Raw genomic sequence first — 21588 nt, forward strand, 5'->3', positions numbered from 1 at the left:
GATCAGAGTGTTATACCCAACGCCTATAGCGAAATTAATTGAGTCTTATTCAAAATTACCAGGTATTGGAGTTAAAACAGCTACAAGGCTAGCTTTTTATACTATCAGTATGAGTGATGATGATGTGAATGACTTTGCTAAAAATCTATTAGCGGCCAAACGTGAATTAACCTACTGTTCTATTTGTGGTAATTTAACGGATGAGGATCCATGTTCTATTTGTATGGACCCAAGCCGAGACAAGAGTCAAATTTTGGTGGTTGAAGAGTCCAAAGATGTTTCTGCAATGGAGAAAATTCAAGAGTATCATGGCTACTATCATGTTTTACACGGCTTGATTTCTCCCATGAATGGGGTTGGTCCAGATGATATCAATCTGAAAGCATTAATTACTCGTCTTATGGATAGCGATGTTCAGGAAGTGATTATTGCAACCAGTGCCACTGCAGATGGAGAAGCAACCTCAATGTATATTTCAAGAATTCTAAAGCCTGCAGGAATTAAGGTTACTAGGCTAGCTAGGGGTTGGCAGTAGGCTCAGATATTGAATATGCAGATGAAGTAACTCTTTTGAGGGCTATTGAAAATCGGACAGAGTTATAAAATAGAAAAGAAAAGGTAGTTCAAGTAGGAACTCCTTTCTTTTTATTTTGAACGATTTGCTTTTGAAATGCTTTCAAATTTTTGTTATAATTAATAGAAATTTAATTCAGATAGGAAAAAGAAAATGTCCAAACAAACACTTGTCTTGTTATACGGTGGCCGTTCTGCAGAGCGTGAAGTTTCAGTTTTATCAGCAGAAAGTGTGATGAGAGCCGTTAATTATGACCGCTTCTTCGTCAAAACTTATTTCATTTCGCAGTCTGGTGATTTTTATAAAACTCAAGAATGGAATCAAAAACCAGCCGAAACTGAAAAATTAATGACCAATCAAACGATTGTTGCAGATGCTCAAGTTAAAGCAAGTGATATTTATGAAGAAGGAGCAGTTGTCTTTCCTATACTGCATGGGCCAATGGGAGAAGATGGCTCTATCCAAGGTTTTCTAGAAGTTCTTAAAATGCCCTATGTTGGAACAAATATTTTATCTTCAAGTGTTGCCATGGATAAAATTACAACTAAGCGAGTTTTAGAATCTGCGGGAGTGCCTCAGGTTGCTTATAATGTTTTTATTGAAGGCAATTCCTTAGAAGAATGTATCCAGGAAACACTGACCAAATTAAGCTTTCCTATGTTTGTAAAACCGGCGAATATGGGTTCATCAGTGGGGATTTCAAAAGCTGATTCTGAAACTGAGTTGAGAGAGGCTATTCAATTAGCCTTACAATACGATAGTCGCATTTTAATTGAGCAAGGAGTTGATGCGCGTGAGATTGAAGTTGGCCTTTTAGGCAATACTGATATTGCATCAACACTTCCCGGTGAAGTGGTTAAGGAAGTAGCTTTTTACGATTATCAGGCTAAATATATTGATAATAAAATTACAATGGCAATTCCAGCAGAGCTTGAGACAGACCTTGCTAACAAAATGCGCATCTATGCAGAAAATGCTTTTAAAGCTCTAGGATGCTGTGGGTTGTCCCGTTGTGATTTCTTTTTAACAAAAGATGGCTTTATCTATTTAAATGAGTTGAATACTATGCCAGGATTTACACAATGGTCCATGTATCCTTTGCTATGGGAGAATATGGGACTTTCGTATCCTGAACTTATTGAAAGGTTAGTTATTTTAGCGATTGAGATGTTTGAAAAGCGTGAAAGTCATTTAATTTAATACTCAAAAGAACAAAGTGATGATAACACTCTGTTCTTTTATTTTAACATCATTTTTGTAAGGCAGGTACTAGTAATATGAGAGCCTATAATCCTCAGTGGTAGTATTCAAGGGCTTGCAATTATAAGCCTGTACTTAAACTATGATCTGAAAATAAAATTGAAGTAAAAGAAGATAGAAAATGAAGGTCCTAATTAAAATAAAGATAATTGTTTAGTTTATTAGAAGTTTTAATTCAACTGCTAGTAAAAAATAATAGTATATATTTTAGCAATTTAAAATATCATAATTTTCTTTGTAAAAAGTGGTATAATGGGTGTGAGAATTTTTTTGTTACTGTAAAAAAGAAGGAAATATTATGAAATTATCATTGTATGAAGTTGCAAAGGTCGTGGAGGCTCAGAATATTATTTCTGAATTTGATGATGTTCCCCTGAAACAAATCGAATTTGATAGCCGTAAAATTGAAAAAGGGGATCTTTTCCTACCTTTAAAAGGGGAGAGAGATGGTCATGATTTTATAGATAAGGCTTTTGAGAGTGGAGCAGTCGCTACATTTTCCGAAAAAGAGATTAGTGGACATCCCTATCTTCTTGTTAAGGATTGTTTGAAAGCATTTCAAAAGCTTGCTAAGTACTATATCGAAAAAATGCGTTTAGATGTTATTGCTGTTACGGGGTCAAATGGAAAAACTTCTACCAAGGATATGATTGAGGCTGTACTAGCAACAACCTACAAAACCTATAAGACCCAAGGAAACTACAATAACGAAATTGGTTTGCCTTATACGGTTCTTCATATGCCCGATGATACTGAAAAAATTGTTCTTGAAATGGGTCAAGATCATCTGGGAGATATTCATCTTCTTTCAGAAATTGCCCAGCCCCATATTGCTGTTGTAACTTTAATTGGTGAAGCTCATTTAGAATTCTTTGGTAGCCGAGAAAAAATAGCTCAAGGGAAAATGCAAATTACTGATGGCATGAATTCTCATGGCATTTTGATTGCACCGGGAGACCCTATTATTGATCCTTATTTACCTGAAAACCAAATGGTTATCCGCTTTGGTGAAAATCAAGAAATTTTTGTCAAATCGATTGAGGAAAGTAAAAACAGCCTATCATTCACAACGAATGTTTTGAATCAAGCTCTTACTTTGCCATTATCAGGTAAGTATAACGCAACAAATGCTATGCTTGCTGCTTATGTTGGGAAGCTCTTAGCTGTTGCTGATGAAGATATTATTGAAGCTTTAGAACATGTGCAACTGACACGCAACAGAACAGAGTGGAAGAAAGCTAGCAATGGAGCGGATATATTATCAGACGTCTATAATGCAAATCCTACTGCCATGCGTCTTATCTTAGAAACCTTTACACAGATTGCACCGAATCAAGATGGCCAAAAAATTGCCTTATTGGCAGATATGAAAGAATTAGGACCGAGTTCAGTTGACTTACATTGCCAATTAATAGAGGCATTGAATCCAGATGACATTAATCATTTAATTTTTTATGGTAAGGATATTGAAGCTTTAGCACAGTTAGCTAGTCAATTGTATCCAATCGGAAAAGTCTTCTTCTTTAGAAAGACCGACACGGAAGATCAGTTTGAAGACTTATGTCATCATGTTCAAGAAATACTTGGGGCTAATGATCAGATTTTGGTAAAGGGAAGTCATTCAATGAATTTAGAAGAAGTTGTAAATCGTCTTTTGGCGTAGCAAAGATTCTTAATAAATTTTTTGTTTTTTAATTGCCAATCTAACTTGTCCAAAAGTTATGATTAAGGTATAATTAAAAAATCAAGAAAGGATTTATTATGAATTTTTTTGCCTTAACTCCCACGGAACTGCCACGTATTAGCTTGCAATTTTATCTTTTATGTTTGGTGTTGGTTCCTGTTCTAATCTATTTAACATTAAACTATTATCAAAAAAAGGGATTTCGGTATTTTTTCCTAGCCCTCCAATTATTTCAACTCATAACTTTTTATGGTTGGTATATCCTAAAAGGCTTCCCTCCGGCTGAAGCTTTGCCTTTATATCATTGTCGTATCGGCATGCTAGCTATTTTTTTGTTTCCAAACAAAACTAAGCTTAAGCAATTGATGATGTTATTGGGAATAGGCGGATCAATTCTTGCCTTATTTTCCCCTGATTTATATCCTTATCCTCTCACTCATGTGACTAACTTTGCATTTTATATAGGTCATTATGCCTTACTAGTCAATGCGCTTATATACCTACTTCAGTATTATGATAGGGATTTGTCGTCGTCTACGTTCTCTCTCACTTTCTTAGCGACTCTCCACTTTTCATTAATAACCGTCAACATTTTAACTGGTGGTAATTATGGCTTTGTTATGGAATTGCCTCTGCTACATAGTCGTCATCTAGTAGGGAATTTTTGCTTACTAACACTAGGTTTATGGATGTTAGCGAGACTAGTAGAATTAGTGTATGTCCGTTACTGCTTAAAAGAAGAAGCATTTGCTCCTTTGGTAAAAGGATAGTCATTGCTAAAGCATTTAAAATCCGATATAATAAAGAAGTTGTCGATAATCCGGCACTTTTTTACTTTAAATATTGAGGAGTACCCAATGTAGCATTACTTGGAAATGATACAATTGTTATCAACATAAATAATAAATATAGTACAATTAAAAAGAACTGTAATTAACTAAGGAAGACCTATGTCAATACAAGAAGAAATAAAAAAAAGACGAACTTTTGCTATCATTAGTCACCCAGATGCTGGTAAAACAACAATCACTGAGCAATTACTCTATTTTGGTGGCGAAATCCGTGAAGCTGGGACTGTAAAAGGGAAAAAAACGGGAACATTTGCAAAATCAGACTGGATGGATATTGAAAAACAAAGAGGAATCTCAGTAACATCATCTGTTATGCAATTTGATTATGCAGGTAAGCGTGTTAATATTTTGGATACGCCGGGGCATGAAGACTTTTCTGAAGATACGTACAGGACCTTGATGGCTGTTGATGCGGCTGTTATGGTAGTTGATTCTGCCAAAGGTATTGAAGCACAAACTAAAAAATTATTTGAAGTTGTGAAACATCGTGGTATACCGGTCTTTACGTTTATCAATAAGCTTGACCGTGATGGTCGTGAACCTCTTGAACTGTTAGAAGAATTAGAGGAGGTTCTTGGAATTGCTTCTTATCCTATGAATTGGCCAATTGGTATGGGAAGAGCTTTTGAAGGTCTTTACGATTTGCACAATCAACGTTTAGAACTTTATAAAGGGGAACAACGGTTTGCAGACTTAGAAGAAGGGGCTAAACTTTTTGCTAACAATCCCTTCTATGAACAATCTCTTGAAGATATCGAGTTACTCCAAGAAGCTGGAAATGAATTTTCGGCAGCTGCCATATTGGCTGGTACATTAACTCCGGTTTTCTTTGGCTCAGCTTTGACAAATTTTGGTGTTCAAACTTTTCTTGATACATTCTTGGAGTTTGCTCCTGAGCCACATGGCCATAAAACAACAGATGAGAAAGTGATTGATCCCTTAGATAAAGATTTCTCCGGTTTTGTCTTTAAGATTCAGGCCAATATGGATCCTCGTCATAGAGATCGCATTGCCTTCGTCCGTATCGTTTCAGGCGAATTTGTTAAAGGAATGGGTGTTAACTTAAGTCGTACTGGTAAAAGTGTAAAATTGTCCAATGTTACCCAATTTATGGCTGAGTCGCGGGAAAATGTTCAAAATGCTGTTGCTGGTGATATTATTGGTGTCTATGATACAGGGACTTATCAGGTGGGTGATACCCTAACTGTCGGCAAAAATAAATTTGAATTTGAGCCTTTACCAACCTTTACGCCAGAAATTTTTATGAAGGTTTCTGCAAAAAATGTCATGAAACAAAAATCATTTCACAAAGGGATGGAGCAATTGGTGCAAGAGGGGGCTATTCAACTCTACAAAAATTATCAGACAGGGGAGTACATGCTTGGCGCTGTTGGTCAACTCCAATTTGAAGTTTTTAAACACCGAATGGAAGGTGAATATAATGCAGAGGTGATTATGACTCCTATGGGCAAGAAAACTGTTCGTTGGATTAAAGAAGAAGACTTAGATCAACGAATGTCCTCAAGTCGTAATATTTTGGCTAAGGACCGTTTTGATCAACCTGTTTTCTTGTTTGAAAATGATTTTGCCCTCCGTTGGTTTGCTGATAAATACCCAGATGTCCAACTAGAAGAAAAAATGTAATACTCTTAAAAAGCTAAACTGTACAGTTTAGCTTTTTTTATATATTTTACTTCTAGATAACATATATTTCATTAATGTTACAAAAGTGTTGCAAATTGAAATTTAAGTGATATAATCTAATTATAATAAATAAAAAATATTTTTTGGAGTCGTATTATGAAAAAAAGGTTCATTATTCTCTTATCAGCACTTATTTTGATTTTACTAACCTTCATAACGGTAAAATCGCTTATTTTTAAACCTCAAGAGCAAACAACTAAAAAGGAAATTAGTCAGACACGAGTTAAAAAAGTTGAAACAAAAAAAGAAATATTGAATCCCAGTCAGGAAAATAGCAGTCATACGGGAGACCTCAATAGTAGTAGTCAAAAAGGAAGCCAACCTGAACAAAGTAGTAGCCAAGAAGTTCCTACTCAGACTGTTGACTCTCAAACTGATCAAATCAATACGGCTCATGCCCTTGTTACCAGGTTAGATAACCGTGATTTTTCAGTAATAGCGGGGACTTGGAAAAATGATTTAGGAGAAATTCTGATTATTGAAGCAGACGGTAGTTTTACGCTTGACTACAAAAAAGCTGATGGTAGTGTGACTAGGGGACATGATAAAATTGGGACGGGTTTTATTAAAGATGGCTGTTATTTAGCTAATATTACTGGAGCTGGATTTATAGTAACACCAGCTAGCGTCAAAAATATCCATATTGGTACAGTATATAACCAAGATTCCATTGCTATAGGGCAATCTGTCCATGCAGATGAACACCCATTTTATAGACAATAATCAAGGAATGTCATTATAATATTCGTAATATATCATTCTTCAGGAGGAAGATGAAAATGACAAAGAAATTTGTGGTTAGTGTTTTAGTTGTGTTATTGGCTTGTTCAAGTATTCTTTATCTCGGGCAATATAAAGAGGCGGGTAAAGAGCATTTTCCAAATAGGGTAACTTCTCTTAAACAAAAAAAAGCTGTTGCTAATAAAAATACAAGTAACCTTTCCAAACTGTCAAAGAAAACCGGCGACAAGAAAATGAAGACCGTAGAATTCCTAAATAATAAGACTGATCTTGATAAAGGACAGAGTCAAGAAGCCCAAAACCAGCAAGCTATGTTACCTCCTAGGGATAAAACTAGTCCAAGTTCAGAAATTCCAGTGACAGGTGTGACTAAAGAGGTTAATCAACCTAATGTTCTAGATGATAAAGAAAATAGCGCTCAAGTAAGCAAGGCAAGTCAATCCTCAGAAGAAATGACACCAACACTAGATAGATCAGCTTTGGCTCCCATGCCAGTTTCTAGCATTGGAACTTGGGCTATTCAACTTAAGTCTGATTTTTTTGTGACGATTACCATTAGTGAGGATGGTACAGTCACTCGCGTAGATCAATCACTGAAGTCAAGTTCTGATGTCCAATCCAAAACGGTTCATTTTAAGGGCGTTTATGATAGAGGAAATGGGAATTATCAATTAGTAGGAAATTATGGTGCAGATCAAGCTATTATGATTCTTGGAGGTATTGGTGGTTACAATATCAAGTACGTTTTTGGCATGCATGTTGAGGGGAATAGTCTAACACCGATCCTATGGCAGACCGGGATTGATTCAGAATTTGATTATAATGTCCCGCTGACTGGTCCAACACTTATTAAACAATAAAAACGAGGTCTCCAAGGAAGTCCAAATTGAAGAAAAAACCTTGACTCTTTAAGCTATGTTATGTAGCTAGCTAAAACGGCAGGTCACAAAGTTAGGCGATTAGCCATTTGAGGGAGATAGAGGAGTTTTATAATATCAGCCAACCTTCTTCTAGTTCTTAATTCCAAGCTTAAGCAGTAGTTACTCTATGAATAGCTTCTACACTAAAAATCTCAGAAGGTCAAAAACCTAGTGTTTTTGGCTTTTTTACTAGGTCTAAAGAGTTTGGTCAACTCATCTCACCCATTAGTTTTGCTTAAAAATAGGATAAAGAGGACACTATTATATGATAGAGTTAAATAGTAATAAAAAAGATTACTTAGTCCATATTCTACTATTATTTTTTTATAAAAACCTTTTCATAACTTCTTTCCTATCTTTTTAGATTTAATTATGTTACACTAGTCTAGTTGTTAATTGAACGACAGAACTATAAAGGCTTATAAGGCAGCTTCGCACTGCTTTTTTAGAAAAGAGAAACATTTGAAATTTACAGAATTAAACTTATCTGAAGACATCCAATCAGCTGTTGTAACAGCAGGTTTTGAAAAAGCATCTCCTATCCAAGAGATGACTATTCCATTAGCTTTAGAAGGAAAAGATGTCATTGGTCAAGCACAAACAGGAACTGGTAAAACAGCTGCTTTTGGTCTTCCAACCTTGAATAAGATCCGTACGGATGAAAATATCATACAAGCACTTGTTATTGCCCCAACGCGTGAACTTGCTGTCCAAAGTCAGGAAGAACTCTTTCGTTTTGGTCGTGATAAAGGCGTTAAAGTTCGCTCCGTCTATGGTGGTGCAAGTATTGATAAACAAATTAAAGCCCTTAAATCAGGAGCTCATATTGTTGTTGGTACACCCGGTCGTTTACTTGACTTAATTAAACGTAAAGCATTAAAACTTGACCATGTTGAAACCCTTATTTTGGATGAAGCTGACGAAATGCTTAATATGGGCTTCTTAGAAGATATTGAAGCCATTATTAGCCGTGTCCCTGAGGAACGCCAAACCTTGCTATTTTCAGCAACTATGCCAGCACCTATTAAACAAATTGGTGTTAAGTTTATGAAAAATCCAGAGCATGTTCAAATTAAAAATAAAGAACTTACAAATGTAAATGTTGAACAATATTATGTTCGTGTTAAAGAACAAGAAAAATTTGATACCATGACACGTTTGATGGACGTTGACCAACCAGAATTATCAATTGTTTTTGGTCGGACAAAGCGTCGCGTCGATGAAATTACTCGCGGTTTGAAATTACGAGGTTTCCGTGCTGAAGGTATTCATGGTGACCTTGATCAGAATAAACGTTTACGTGTTATCCGTGATTTTAAGGGAGATCAAGTTGATATCTTAGTAGCAACAGACGTTGCTGCGCGTGGTCTTGACATTTCAAACGTAACGCATGTGTATAACTACGATATCACACAAGATCCAGAGTCTTATGTTCACCGTATCGGTCGTACAGGTCGTGCTGGTAAATCAGGAGAATCAATCACTTTTGTTTCACCAAATGAAATGGGTTACTTAAGCATGATTGAAAACTTGACTAAGAAACAAATGAAACCGCTGAAACCAGCAACAGCTGAAGAAGCCTTTCAAGCAAAGAAAAAAGTGGCACTTAAAAAGATTGAGCGTGATTTTGCAGATGAAACAATTCGCTCAAACTTTGAAAAGTTTAAAGGTGATGCTATTCAATTAGCCTCTGAATTCACACCTGAAGAATTAGCACTTTATATTTTGAGTTTAACCGTTCAAGATCCGGCAGATCAACCAGAAGTTGAAATTGCACGTGAAAAACCACTTCCATTCAAATACGTTGGTGGTGGTCACGGGGGCGGTAAAAAATCTTCTAAAGGTGGTCGAGGTAGAAGTAGCCGTGATGGTGAACGCCGTGGTGGTTACCGAGGGAAACGTGATGACCGTCGTGGAGGAGAAAGACGTGATGACCGTCGTAAAGACAAACGTGATGAGAATGGCGGAAGTCGTGACTTTAAGCGTAAGCCAAAACGTCAGGCAAAAGAATTCTTTAACAAAGATAAAAAGTCTACAGGTAAGGATTCTGGATTCGTCATCCGTCATAAAGGTGAATAATTGAATGAGAGCTGAACGCGTTTTCAGCTTTCTTTTTATTTGTCTTTCATATCTTTTTATTTCATAATTTGTTATAATGAGTTCAACCATTTTTGGTATTTTTAATGAATATTAGGAGGACGATTGGATGTCTAATGCCAATCACCCAGCTTTTGATAAAGCTACAAAAGCTGGATTTATTATTGCACTTGGAATTGTCTATGGTGATATTGGAACTAGCCCCCTCTATACCATGCAATCCTTAGTTGAGAATCAAGATGGTTTATCGCAAATATCTGAACAGTTTATCTTAGGTTCAGTTTCATTAATTTTTTGGACTTTAACCCTAATCACTACTGTTAAATATGTTTGGATAGCCTTAAAGGCGGATAATCATCATGAGGGTGGTATTTTTTCTCTCTACACTTTGGTTAGAAGAATGTCGAAGTGGCTCATTGTTCCAGCCATGATTGGTGGAGCAACTCTATTATCAGATGGTGCCTTGACTCCTGCAGTAACAGTTACTTCAGCGATTGAAGGCCTGAAAGCTGTGCCTGGTATTGATCACATCTATGCCAATCAAACAAATGTTATTATTACCACTTTATTGATTCTACTAACACTGTTCAGTATTCAAAGATTTGGAACAAGTATGATTGGTAAACTATTTGGTCCTGTTATGTTTATTTGGTTTAGCTTTCTTGGCTTGACTGGGATAATGAACAGCCTTGGGCATTTGGAAATCTTTAAAGCCATCAATCCCTACTATGCTATTCACTTATTACTGAGCCCGGAAAATCACCGTGGCATTTTTATCTTAGGTTCTATTTTCCTTGCAACTACCGGTGCAGAAGCCCTTTATTCAGATTTGGGGCATGTTGGTCGTGGTAATATTTATGTTAGTTGGCCATTTGTTAAGGTTTGTATACTCTTATCATATTGTGGTCAAGGAGCTTGGATTTTGGCTAATAAAAATAGTGGGATAGAGTTAAATCCATTCTTTGCCAGTGTTCCTGAAGATTTTCGCGTTTATGCTGTTATTTTGGCAACGCTAGCTGCTATTATTGCCTCACAAGCTTTAATAACAGGTTCATTTACCTTGGTAGCAGAAGCCATGCGCTTGAAAATTTTTCCACTCTTTAGAGTTACCTACCCGGGTGAAAACTTGGGTCAACTTTATATTCCTGTAATTAACTGGGTTTTATTCATCATTACATCAAGTACAGTTTTGTATTTTAGAAATTCCGCTCATATGGAGTCGGCCTATGGTCTAGCCATTACAATTACGATGTTAATGACTACGATTCTGCTTAATTACTATCTTATTAAGCGCGGAATGAGATCAGTTCTTGCTCACTTAGTCATGTCATTTTTTGCAGCTATTGAATTTATCTTCTTTTGGGCTTCAGCTGTTAAGTTCTTCCATGGGGGATATGTGGTTGTTATCATTGCGCTAACAATAGTTTCTTTAATGTTCATTTGGCACCGAGGGACTAAGATTGTATTCAAATATGTTAAGTCTCTTAATCTACTAGATTATCGTGAACAAATCAAGGCTCTTCGAGATGACACATCTATTGATTTGTATCAAACGAATGTTGTGTATTTGACCAATAGAATTAATGACAACATGATTGATAAGTCGATCCTATATTCCATCTTGGATAAACGTCCAAAGCGGGCTAAAGTGTATTGGTTTGTGAATGTAAAGGTAACAGATGAACCTTACACAGCTAAATACAAGGTTGATATGATGGGAACGGACTACATGGTTAAAGTAGAACTCTATTTAGGTTTCAGAATGCCTCAAACAGTTCCACGCTATTTAAGAACTATTGTTCAAGACTTAATGGAAAGTGGTCGTTTACCAAAACAAGTTCAGGAGTATTCAATTTCTCGTGGGCGTGAAGTGGGAGATTTCCGCTTCGTTATCATTGAAGAACGTGTTTCTCAGGCTAGACAGTTAAGTGGTTTTGAACGCTTTATCATGCAAACAAAAGCAAGTATCAAACATTTCACAGCAACGCCTACTCGTTGGTTTGGTTTGCAATATTCAGAGGTAAAAGTAGAGCTAGTTCCACTCATGCTCTCTGATATCTTGAAATTACCAATAAAAGAAGTGAAAGAAGTTGAGTCAAAAGCTGAAACAATTTAAAAACCAGTAAAAGCATTTCAACTGACTTCAAAAAGTTGACTGTTGTATCTTAAAAATGGACTTAGTTCTCTTTAATACAGAACTAAGTCCATTTATTTTTAGTTTATTTGCTAGGTTGACAAGGAGTTTTTTTATCAGCCATTACAGTTGGCAAAGAAACATTTTTTGATCGCCTTTATGGCTATAATACTACACTTTTAGAGATTTTGAGAAATTACAGTTTATATCAGCTCTCTTTCTTTAAAAAAGTCTGATGTTCTTTTATATAAATTAATTTTTCTTGACGACTTTTTCGTTTCTTGAAAAGTGCCTCTGCACTCATAGCCTCTTGCTTACTCTCAAAAGATTCAGTATATAGTAGTTTAACTGGTAAGCGAGAACGCGTGTATTTAGCTCCCTTCCCTTCATTATGGGTTTTAATCCTTCTGTCGATGTCAGTTGTATATCCTGTATAAAGTGTCTTGTCAGCACATTCTAAAACATACATATAAGCTTTCTTATTTATCATGAGTAATTGCCTTTTTTATGAGAATGATGAGACTTTGCAATGCTAGTATTAGCAAATAAAAAGCCCACCAAACAAGTTCTGTAAACAGACGGGAATGAGTTGTTTGTATTGTGCCAGTTCCATCAGTTTCTCGAGTCCATAAAAAGAACGCAACAATAAAAAATAAAACAAAAAGTGTGAGATTAAAGATCAATAAGGTCTTTTTCATTTGTAAAATTGTCCTTCTGTCGTTACTTTGTACCAAAATAAAGAGTATTGATATCGTCTGTATAATCGCCATTTTCTTTATGAACAATAAGTGGTGGCAAGATTTTCATGCCTTCAATAGAGCCATCCTTGATAGCTTCAATTAATAGCATGTTTGCTTCTTTACTAGCTTTAGGATATACGAATTGAACTCGTTTGGGAGCTAGGCCATATTTTTGTAAAGAATCCACTATTTCAATAAAACGATCTGGTCGATGAACCATAGCTAAACGTCCGTTAGATTTTAAAGCATGTCGACTAATACTACAGATTTCTTCTAAATTTGTAGTGATTTCATGGCGAGCCAAGAGATAATGTTTAGAGATATTTTTCTTTGAACTTTTAGTTGATTTAAAGTAAGGTGGGTTACAGAGGATAAGATCAACTCCTGATCTAGGGACATGATCTAATAGATTATTTAAATCATCACAGATTATAGAGACTTGTTTTTCTAACTGATTGAGTTTAATCGATCGTTCAGCCATCTCAGCCAACCGCTCTTGAATTTCAATTTCCACGATTTGTGCTTTAGTATTGCGACTAGCAAAGAGGCCAACGGCACCGTTACCAGAACACAAATCAACAATTAGGCCTCTAGAAGGTAGCCTTGGAAATCGTGATAATAGAACACTATCAATTGAATAAGAAAAAACATCCTTATTTTGAATAATTTTAACATCGTTTGAGAATAATTGATCAATACGTTCCCCAGTTTTTAAAAGTTCTTCTGTCATAAAAATATTATAACAGAAAAGTATCTGTTGAGAAATAACGACTTACTTTATAGCGCAACGAGCTAAGTGGCTATTTTGACATAGAATTTGACAAAGATGGTATTCGTGATACAATAAATGAAGTTAAAATGATTGAAGGAGAATAGGGTGTTTTACGCATATTTACGTGGGCTTGTTGTCTTTATTTTATGGGTTGTGAATGGTAATTCACATTACCATAATGAGAAAAATATTTTGCCAGCTGATGAAAATTATATTTTAGTGGCTCCTCACCGAACTTTTTGGGATCCGGTTTATATGGCGTTTGCTGCGAGACCAAAACAGTTTGTATTTATGGCGAAAAAGGAATTATTTGCCAATCGAATCTTTGCATGGTGGATAAAAATGTGTGGTGCTTTTCCAATTGATAGGGATAAACCTTCACCTGATGCTATCCGTTATCCTGTAAATGTTTTAAAAAAGAAAAATCGTTCCTTAGTTATGTTTCCTAGTGGAAGTCGTCATTCGAAAGATGTAAAAGGAGGCGTTGCCGTTATCGCCAAGATGGCCAAGGTTAAAATTCTGCCAGCTGCTTATGCTGGACCAATGACGCTAAAAGGCCTTATTTTAGGTGATCGCGTTGATATGAATTTTGGTCGTCCTATCGATATCTCAGATATAAAACGGATGAACGACGAAGGGATTAAAGAAGTTGCCAGTCGTATCCAAGCAGAGTTTGTTCGGATTGATGAAGAAAATGCTCAATTTCAGCCTGGAAAAAGACGAAATCCTTTAACTTATATTTATCGCTTGCCGTTAGTTTTGATTGCGATAATTGTCTTACTATTAACGCTATTATTTTCTCTACTAGCTAGTTTTATTTGGGATCCAGATAAACATACTCATTAAAATATCTTTCGGGATATTTTTTTTTATGTTTTTCATCATATTTTCGAATAAATAATTGAGGTGATAGGAATGATTAAACACTTGATATCTTGTAAAGACAAAATGTGCTATCTTGTATCGAAAATACAGTTACTGACAATACTGCTATCTATTGGGCTTGTTTTCTTACTCATTATCTTCTTAGTTGGTAGAAAAGAGATGCCTGACAATACTGCTTCAACTGTAAAACTTGAGACAATCCAAGAAAGCCAGGAAACAAAAGCTAGTGCTATAGAATCAGCATCAGCTCAAGAAGAAGCTAATAGAAAAATTATCGTAGATATCAAAGGGGCAGTCAAGCAAGAAGGTGTCTATCGTCTCAATAAGGAAAGTCGTGTGACAGATCTTATCAAAAAGGCGGGTGGGCTTACGGAATTTGCTGATAGGAGAGCTGTTAATTTAGCTCAAAAATTAAGCGACGGTAGTGTAGTGTATATTGCCAAAATTGGTGAGAATAGATCAGTTATTCCTAAAGAAGAAAGTAGTGGTAATTTTAGTACGATAGATAACGAAATTGTTGATTCAAAAATTAATATCAATGTCGCAAAACTTGAAGATTTAACAAAGATTCCGGGAATTGGAGAGAAGAGAGCCAAGGAAATTATTGATGTTCGAGAGAGTCAAGGAGGGTTTAAGAAACTAGAAGATCTCTTAAAGATTTCTGGAATTGGGAAAAAGACATTAGAGAAACTCAAAGATGATATTAGCATTGATTAGGCAGTTGCCTATGCCTTTAATTCAGATTGTCTATCTTGTTATTTTTTCTTATTACACAGTTCGTTTTCCCAGCATTCCTCTTATAATTGTAGATATTTTAATAATCTTTTTAGTTATCAAACATTACAAAAAAAGAATTATTCCGTGGTTAATATGCCTTTCAGTTTCAACAATGTCTCTGTTTAACTATTGGCAGTGGCAAGAAAATAAAATTTATAATCAACAACCGAATACAATTAGTCAAGTCAGACTTATTCCAGATACAGTTGCCATTAATGGAGATTCTTTAACCTTCACTGGAGAGCATAAACATAATAGTTATAAGCTTTTTTATAAGTTGAAGAGCAAAAGAGAATTAGTATTTTTTAGGGAAAACAGAGACTATTTGGAAATTGTTTCTGAGATAGCTTTGGAAGAAGCTGAGGGTATTCGCAATTTTTCGGGCTTCGATTATCGAGCATTTTTAAAATATCAAGGAATACACCGTATAGGCCATATAAAAGAGTTAAATCAGTTATCAAAAAGCCCAACTAGAAATTTAATCGAGATTGTACGAACTTGGCGACGCCAGGCTATCATAATTTGTCAAAAAGAATTTCCTAAACCAATGTCGGATTATATGACGGGACTTTTATTTGGCTATTTAGATAAGTCTTTCGGTGAAATGACCCGGATTTATAGTCAACTAGGAATTATTCATCTATTTGCTTTATCGGGAATGCAAGTTGCTTTTTTCCTTAACTATTTTCGTAAACTATTGATACTTTTAGGTATTCCTAGAGATTATTTTCCTTATTTAGATATTTTGTTTTCTTTATTTTATGCCTTTATCACTGGTTTTAGCATTTCTGTTTTACGGAGTTTGTGGCAAAGTAATTTAAGAAATTTTGGCTTTAAAGGACTTGATAATATTGCTTTAGCTTTCTTGCTTATGTTTATTTGTGATCGTCAATTTCTACTGAGTATTGGTGGCGTTCTATCCTTTGCTTATGCTTTTTTTATTACAGTCCTTCGTTTTGAAAGTTTTGAAGGGATTAGAAGAAGAGTTTATGAAACTTTCGCTTTAAATTTTTGTCTTCTCCCGTTTATAATTAGTTATTTTTCGCAATATAACGTAATAGCTATTTTATTGACTATTCTTTTTTCTTTTCTATTTGATAATGTAATTCTCCCTATCTTATGCATAACCTTTCTTTTATCTCCATTGATAAAATTCAGTATCTTTAATAGTTTGTTTTTACTTATGGAAAAATTAGTTCATCTTATTGAAGGGTATACCAGTAAGCCTATTACTTTAGGGAATCCAAATGTAATCCAATTTTTCCTGCTTATCATGGCTCTTGCTTTTTTTGTCAATCAACTCTCAAAAAAGAAAACAGTTTTCTTACCAACTTGTGTAATTGTTTTACTCTTTCTGAGTATGAGGATACCGTTTCGTAATGAAATTACCGTTGTAGATGTTGGGCAAGGAGATAGTATTTTAATTAGAGATATGAATAACAAAACTCTTTTGATTGATGTCGGTGGCGTACACCATTTTGATGGGAGAGAAGCTTGGCAAAAAAAGTATAGACAAACTAATGCTGATAGAACCCTTATTCCCTATCTCAAGTCAAGGGGGATTACAAAAATTGATTATCTATTACTAACTCATACCGACAATGATCATGTAGGAGATATGGAAGAAGTTGCTAAAAACTTTGAAGTTAAGGAGATTTTAACTAGTCAGGGAAGTATGAAAAATGTTAGTTTTGTGAATAGGATTAAAGCTATGAAAATAAAAACAAAGTTGGTTAAAGCCGGTGACCGACTTTCTATAATGGGGAGTTACTTACAGGTTCTTTATCCATGGTCAATAGGAGATGGTAAGAATAATGATTCTTTAGTTTTATATGGCCGTTTATTAGGAAAAAACTTTCTTTTTACAGGAGATATTGAAGCAGAAGGTGAAAAAGCTTTACTTTCAAAATATCCAAACTTAAAAGTCGATATTTTGAAAGTTGGTCATCATGGTTCCAAAGGATCCTCTACAGAAGATTTTCTAAATACAATATCAATGAAGGTTGCTTTGATTTCTGCTGGTAACAATAATGCTTTTAAGCATCCAAGTCCCGAAACTTTAGAACGGTTTAAAGAGAGACACGTCAAGGTTTATCGGACGGATCAACAAGGATCCATACGATTTACTGGACGACGGCAGTGGGAAATTGAGACTTGTCGCTAACAAGAGAGATTTTTAGATAGTAGAAATCTAAGAGCATTTCTTCAATTTTAAAGATAAGATGGTATAATAGGTACATGATTGCAATTGAAAAAGTAAAGAAATTGTCAAAAGATAAACTAGGTCTTGTAACCTTGGTTACAGGTGATGATTTAGGTCAATTCAGCCAGATTAAAGAGGAAGTCTTGAAAATAATTGCTTATGATAAAGATGACTTAACCTACTCCTATTTTGATTTGTCAGAAGGAGGATATTCTGAAGCAGAAATGGATTTACTAAGTCTTCCCTTTTTCGCTGATACCAAATTTGTTATCTTTGATTATTTTGTTGATATTACGACACAAAAAAAGAATTACCTGAAGGAAAATGAGCTCAAATCTTTCGAAAGCTATTTGGAGAACCCTCTAGGAACGACAAAGTTAATCATCTTTGCGCCTGGGAAGCTAGATGGAAAGAGACGTATCGTTAAGTTATTAAAGCGCGATGCCGAGGTTATTGAAGCACTTCCTTTAAAAGAAGAAGAATTAAAGCAATATTTTCAGTCAAGGGGAAAAGAAATTGGGCTGATATTTGATAGTGGTGTTTTTGATAAGCTTCTTTTAAAATCCAATGGTGACTTTAGCGAGATGGCAAAAAATTTATTGTTTTTAAAAACATATAAGGGACAAGGTAATATCTCTTTAGAAGACGTTGATGAGGCAATTCCAAAAACACTTCATGATAATATCTTTGATTTATCTCGTTTTATTTTGCAAGGAAGTAGTGATCAAGTAGCTGAATTGGTTCATGATCTCAGACTGGCTGGTGAAGATGAAATCAAATTAATTGCTATTTTGATAGGACAATTTCGATTATATTTACAAATTAAGTTGTTAGTGCAAGATGGTAAGAATGAGCAACAAATAGTCGTGGCTCTTTCTGATTTGATGGCACGGAGAGTTAACCCCTATCAAGTAAAATTCGCTATTCGTGATTCACAAAATTTAAGTACTGCTTATTTAGAAAGAGTAGTGAAAGTATTGATTGAAACTGATTATCAAATTAAAAAGGGAGTCAATGATAAATCCTATTTATTTGATTTAGCCCTCCTTAAATTGATGATTGGTTGAGGTATAATTGGGAAGTTATTCTACTAGTTATATCTTATTTAGAATTAATCAAAATAGTTGAAAGCTCTATCAAATTAGGTTACTATAGTCTTATCAATAATGGAAAAGAGGAATACAAATGGCTATTATTTTACCTGAACTTCCCTATGCATATGATGCCTTAGAGCCCCAATTTGATAAAGAAACAATGATACTTCATCATGATAAGCATCATGCAACTTATGTTGCTAATGCTAATGCGGCACTTGAAAAACATCCAGAGATTGGTGAAAACCTTGAAGAGCTTTTAGCAGATGTTTCAGCTATTCCTGAGGATATCCGTCAAGCGTTGGTTAATAACGGAGGTGGACACCTCAATCATGCACTTTTCTGGGAATTACTATCTCCAGAAAAAACTGAAGTAACTAGTGATGTGGCAAGTGCAATTGATGAGGCATTTGGTTCCTTTGAGTCTTTTAAAGACGCTTTTACTACTGCAGCAACTAGCCGTTTTGGCTCAGGCTGGGCTTGGTTAGTGGTTAATAAAGAAGGTAAACTAGAAGTTATGTCTACTGCAAACCAAGATACTCCAATATCTGAAGGAAAACAACCTATTTTGGGACTTGATGTTTGGGAGCATGCCTATTATTTAAATTACCGTAATGTTCGTCCAAATTATATCAAAGCCTTCTTTGAAATTATTAACTGGAACAAAGTTGATGAACTGTATAAAGCTGCTAAAGCTTAAACTGATTATGATTTATTAAGAACTGACCAAAAGGCCAGTTTTTTTGGTTCAGAAATAGATTTCTTTTTAATATCAGAGAAGTTTAAAGGATTAGTTGATCAAGGGCTTATTTAATCTAATTAAATAAGCCTAATTTTGTGTCTAGCATATGGTTTTTTGGGTAAAATAATTCTTTTAAAGCTCTATGTCTTTGTTCTGTAATATTATTGACATATAATTGTCTAGAAAATGCAATATTCCCTTGATTTTTGATTAAAATAATATAAAATATAATTGAGAGGAGAATAGGGTTGCGTAAGAGAAGATTTTTTGAGATTCCTCAAACAGTTAATATTGTTATTTTAGTTGTCTTGGTCATTGCTTTAGGTTTGATAGTAACAGCGTCAGCTCTAGAAAAGGCTAAGACGCACCAAGTGACACAAGAAGTAAAAAAAGTAGTAAAGCAAAATAGAAATCCAGTAGAAAAATCAGCAGAAGCCAAAAAGGCTGTAATGGATGCTGACTTAGCTAGGATGAATGCTTTAGGTTTATATTATGAATATGATAAGTTAAGTTTAGTAGATACTGTCAAAGCTTATTTGGATGAATTTGGTATCAATCATACTCAAATAGCTTTTAGTTATAAAGACCTAGAATCTGGTAAAACCTTCTCAATGAACGATAGGCAACCGATGACTGCTGGTTCAACCTATAAACTTCCTCTTAACATGTTAGTTGTTGATGAGACAGAGAAAGGAAAATATAGCCTTGAACAACGTTTTGATATAACTAATACAACTTATGAGTATGATAGGGAACACATGGCATATGTTAATCAATTTGCTGGAGCAATGTCTATTTCAGAAATGCAAGAATATTCTTTAATGTATTCTGAAAATACTCCAGCTTATGCTTTGGCTGATCGTCTTGGTGGTATGGACAAGGCTTATAAGAAGTTTGGTAGATATGGTAAGTCCAAATCAGAGATAAAAACGATACTTGAAGAGGGTAACAAGACGACAACAGAGTATTATATCCAAGTTCTAGATTATCTTTGGAGGCATAAAAATAAGTATAAGGATATCCTATATTATATTGGTGAATCATTTCCAGGAGACTATTATAAAACCTATTTGCCTGATATTCCCATTTACCAAAAGCCTGGCTATGTGAGAGAAGCCTTGAATGTAGGGGCTATTGTCTGCGAAAAGAGTCCTTATTTGATTGCTCTTTATACTAAAAATCTGGGAGGAAGTACAGAAGAATCCTTTGAAATTTCAGGAGAGGGTTATAATCAACTGGCCGGTCTCACCTATGTCATAAACGAGTGGCATCGTGTTAATCAAAATAAAGCTTGATTGCTGAATATTTAAAGTACAAATTTTAAATAAAAAATCATAAGTACCCATTAACGGGTACTTATGATTTTTTATTTAACAAACATGGCATCACCGAAACTGAAGAAACGGTACTGTTCACTGATAGCGTGTCTATAGGCTTCTAAAACGAAATCACGCCCAGCAAAAGCTGAAACTAACATGACAAGGGTTGATTTTGGTAGGTGGAAGTTGGTGGAAAAAGCATCTACTACAGTAAAATGATAACCAGGCTTAATGAATATATTAGTCCAACCAGAATCTGCTTGAATATCACCATTAAATTTGTTACCAATTGTTTCAAGTGTTCGAATGGAAGTAGTACCAACCGCAACAACACGCCCACCGGCTTTTTTTACTTGGCGCAAAGTATCAGCTGCTTCCTCAGAAAGTTGGTAAAACTCAGAATGCATTTCGTGCTCGTCAACATTATCTACTGAAACGGGGCGAAATGTTCCAAGCCCAACATGAAGAGTTAAGTAAACTAAATGAATTCCTTTTTCTTGAATTTTTTGGAGTAATTCCTGTGTGAAGTGTAAGCCTGCAGTGGGAGCAGCTGCAGATCCATTTTCCTTAGCATAAACAGTTTGGTAACGCTCAGAGTCATCTAATTTTTCATGTATATATGGAGGAAGAGGCATTTCACCAAGACTTTCTAAAACCTCTAGAAAAATTCCTTGGTAAGAAAAGGAAACTATTCTACCACCATGATCTAGTTCTTTTATGACCGTTGCTTTTAAGCGACCATCGCCAAAACTGATGGTGCTACCTACTTTGAGACGTTTAGCTGGCTTAGCCAAAACTTCCCATTCGTCACCCTTGGTATTTTTGAGAAGAAGAAGTTCAACATGGCCATGAGTATCTGGTTTTTCTCCATGAAGACGTGCTGGTAGAACACGAGTGTTGTTCATAACTAGAGCGTCTCCAGGATTAAGCTGGTCAATGATATGGTCAAAGTGACTGTCAACCATCTTTTTTGTTTTGTGATCGATAACTAGTAGTTTTGAACTGTCTCTTTGTTCAAGTGGTGTTTGTGCGATTAATTCTTCAGGTAATTCAAAATCAAAGTCGTTTGTATTCATTCTAGCTCCTTTAAG

Annotated in this window: 18 protein-coding genes and 1 pseudogene; 15 read left to right on the top strand and 4 right to left on the bottom strand. The window is 35.2% G+C overall.

Features of this window, described 5'->3' with window-relative positions; all coding sequences use genetic code 11:
* Window positions 1-7 precede the first annotated feature (7 nt).
* From recR to DQM45_RS02875, 9 genes and pseudogenes are all read left to right on the top strand, one after another.
* Window positions 8-603: pseudogene (gene recR / locus DQM45_RS02835) on the top strand (recombination mediator RecR).
* 124 nt (window positions 604-727) lie between these two features.
* Window positions 728-1774 (top strand): D-alanine--D-alanine ligase, encoded by a 1047-nt coding sequence (locus tag DQM45_RS02840; protein WP_003083583.1) that lies wholly within the window; start codon window positions 728-730, stop codon window positions 1772-1774.
* A 358-nt stretch (window positions 1775-2132) separates the two neighbouring features.
* A complete protein-coding gene (locus DQM45_RS02845; RefSeq protein ID WP_003085220.1) occupies window positions 2133-3497 on the top strand; it encodes a UDP-N-acetylmuramoyl-tripeptide--D-alanyl-D-alanine ligase in 1365 nt (454 codons plus the stop codon).
* A 98-nt stretch (window positions 3498-3595) separates the two neighbouring features.
* Window positions 3596-4288, top strand: a complete 693-nt coding sequence (locus tag DQM45_RS02850) for a TMEM164-related integral membrane acyltransferase (protein WP_003082783.1) — start codon at window positions 3596-3598, stop codon at window positions 4286-4288.
* A 180-nt stretch (window positions 4289-4468) separates the two neighbouring features.
* Window positions 4469-6013 carry a peptide chain release factor 3 gene (locus tag DQM45_RS02855; RefSeq protein WP_003085159.1) on the top strand — a complete coding sequence of 515 codons (1545 nt, stop codon included), beginning with the start codon at window positions 4469-4471 and terminating at the stop codon, window positions 6011-6013.
* 156 nt (window positions 6014-6169) lie between these two features.
* Window positions 6170-6796 carry a DUF6287 domain-containing protein gene (locus tag DQM45_RS02860; protein WP_003082597.1) on the top strand — a complete coding sequence of 209 codons (627 nt, stop codon included), beginning with the start codon at window positions 6170-6172 and terminating at the stop codon, window positions 6794-6796.
* A 56-nt stretch (window positions 6797-6852) separates the two neighbouring features.
* Window positions 6853-7674 (top strand): hypothetical protein, encoded by an 822-nt coding sequence (locus DQM45_RS02865; protein ID WP_039985007.1) that lies wholly within the window; start codon window positions 6853-6855, stop codon window positions 7672-7674.
* Between the two features lie 522 nt (window positions 7675-8196).
* Complete coding sequence (locus DQM45_RS02870; RefSeq protein ID WP_003084953.1) at window positions 8197-9813, top strand: DEAD/DEAH box helicase; 1617 nt, start codon at window positions 8197-8199, stop codon at window positions 9811-9813.
* A 127-nt stretch (window positions 9814-9940) separates the two neighbouring features.
* Window positions 9941-11947, top strand: a complete 2007-nt coding sequence (locus DQM45_RS02875; protein ID WP_093958883.1) for a KUP/HAK/KT family potassium transporter — start codon at window positions 9941-9943, stop codon at window positions 11945-11947.
* 226 nt (window positions 11948-12173) lie between these two features.
* On the opposite strand, the gene DQM45_RS02880 is transcribed toward DQM45_RS02875, so the two are convergent.
* From DQM45_RS02880 to DQM45_RS02890, 3 genes are read right to left on the bottom strand one after another with little or no spacing between them, the layout of a single operon-like run.
* Window positions 12174-12455 (bottom strand): GIY-YIG nuclease family protein, encoded by a 282-nt coding sequence (locus DQM45_RS02880; RefSeq protein ID WP_039984814.1) that lies wholly within the window; start codon window positions 12453-12455, stop codon window positions 12174-12176.
* Complete coding sequence (locus DQM45_RS10335) at window positions 12445-12735, bottom strand: DUF3923 family protein (RefSeq protein ID WP_081461248.1); 291 nt, start codon at window positions 12733-12735, stop codon at window positions 12445-12447. Before DQM45_RS10335 ends, DQM45_RS02880 begins: the two co-directional genes overlap by 11 nt.
* On the bottom strand, window positions 12686-13435 hold the full coding sequence (locus DQM45_RS02890; RefSeq protein WP_003086048.1) for a tRNA1(Val) (adenine(37)-N6)-methyltransferase: 750 nt from the start codon (window positions 13433-13435) through the stop codon (window positions 12686-12688). The genes DQM45_RS10335 and DQM45_RS02890 overlap by 50 nt, the downstream gene beginning before the upstream one ends.
* A 147-nt stretch (window positions 13436-13582) precedes the next feature.
* On the opposite strand from DQM45_RS02890, the gene DQM45_RS02895 reads away from it, so the two are divergent.
* The 6 genes from DQM45_RS02895 to DQM45_RS02920 all read left to right on the top strand — a co-directional run bounded on the left by DQM45_RS02895 (window position 13583) and on the right by DQM45_RS02920 (window position 20473).
* Entirely contained in the window at window positions 13583-14323 is a 741-nt protein-coding gene (locus DQM45_RS02895) for a lysophospholipid acyltransferase family protein (RefSeq protein WP_003083466.1), read from the top strand.
* A 69-nt stretch (window positions 14324-14392) separates the two neighbouring features.
* Window positions 14393-15079 (top strand): helix-hairpin-helix domain-containing protein, encoded by a 687-nt coding sequence (locus DQM45_RS02900; RefSeq protein WP_003085626.1) that lies wholly within the window; start codon window positions 14393-14395, stop codon window positions 15077-15079.
* Window positions 15060-17303 (top strand): DNA internalization-related competence protein ComEC/Rec2, encoded by a 2244-nt coding sequence (locus DQM45_RS02905; protein ID WP_306341356.1) that lies wholly within the window; start codon window positions 15060-15062, stop codon window positions 17301-17303. The genes DQM45_RS02900 and DQM45_RS02905 overlap by 20 nt, the downstream gene beginning before the upstream one ends.
* 74 nt (window positions 17304-17377) lie before the next feature.
* Window positions 17378-18409, top strand: a complete 1032-nt coding sequence (holA, locus tag DQM45_RS02910) for a DNA polymerase III subunit delta (protein ID WP_003084683.1) — start codon at window positions 17378-17380, stop codon at window positions 18407-18409.
* Window positions 18410-18527: 118 nt separating this feature from the next.
* The gene (gene sodA / locus DQM45_RS02915; protein ID WP_003082697.1) at window positions 18528-19136 is read left to right on the top strand and encodes a superoxide dismutase SodA; all 609 of its coding nucleotides are present in this window, start codon (window positions 18528-18530) and stop codon (window positions 19134-19136) included.
* A gap of 290 nt (window positions 19137-19426) precedes the next feature.
* On the top strand, window positions 19427-20473 hold the full coding sequence (locus tag DQM45_RS02920) for a serine hydrolase (RefSeq protein ID WP_003083969.1): 1047 nt from the start codon (window positions 19427-19429) through the stop codon (window positions 20471-20473).
* Between the two features lie 71 nt (window positions 20474-20544).
* On the opposite strand, the gene queA is transcribed toward DQM45_RS02920, so the two are convergent.
* The gene (queA, locus tag DQM45_RS02925; RefSeq protein ID WP_003083635.1) at window positions 20545-21573 is read right to left on the bottom strand and encodes a tRNA preQ1(34) S-adenosylmethionine ribosyltransferase-isomerase QueA; all 1029 of its coding nucleotides are present in this window, start codon (window positions 21571-21573) and stop codon (window positions 20545-20547) included.
* Between the last annotated feature and the right edge of the window lie 15 nt (window positions 21574-21588).

Source organism: Streptococcus porcinus, assembly GCF_900475415.1.
Taxonomy (GTDB): Bacteria; Bacillota; Bacilli; order Lactobacillales; family Streptococcaceae; genus Streptococcus; species Streptococcus porcinus.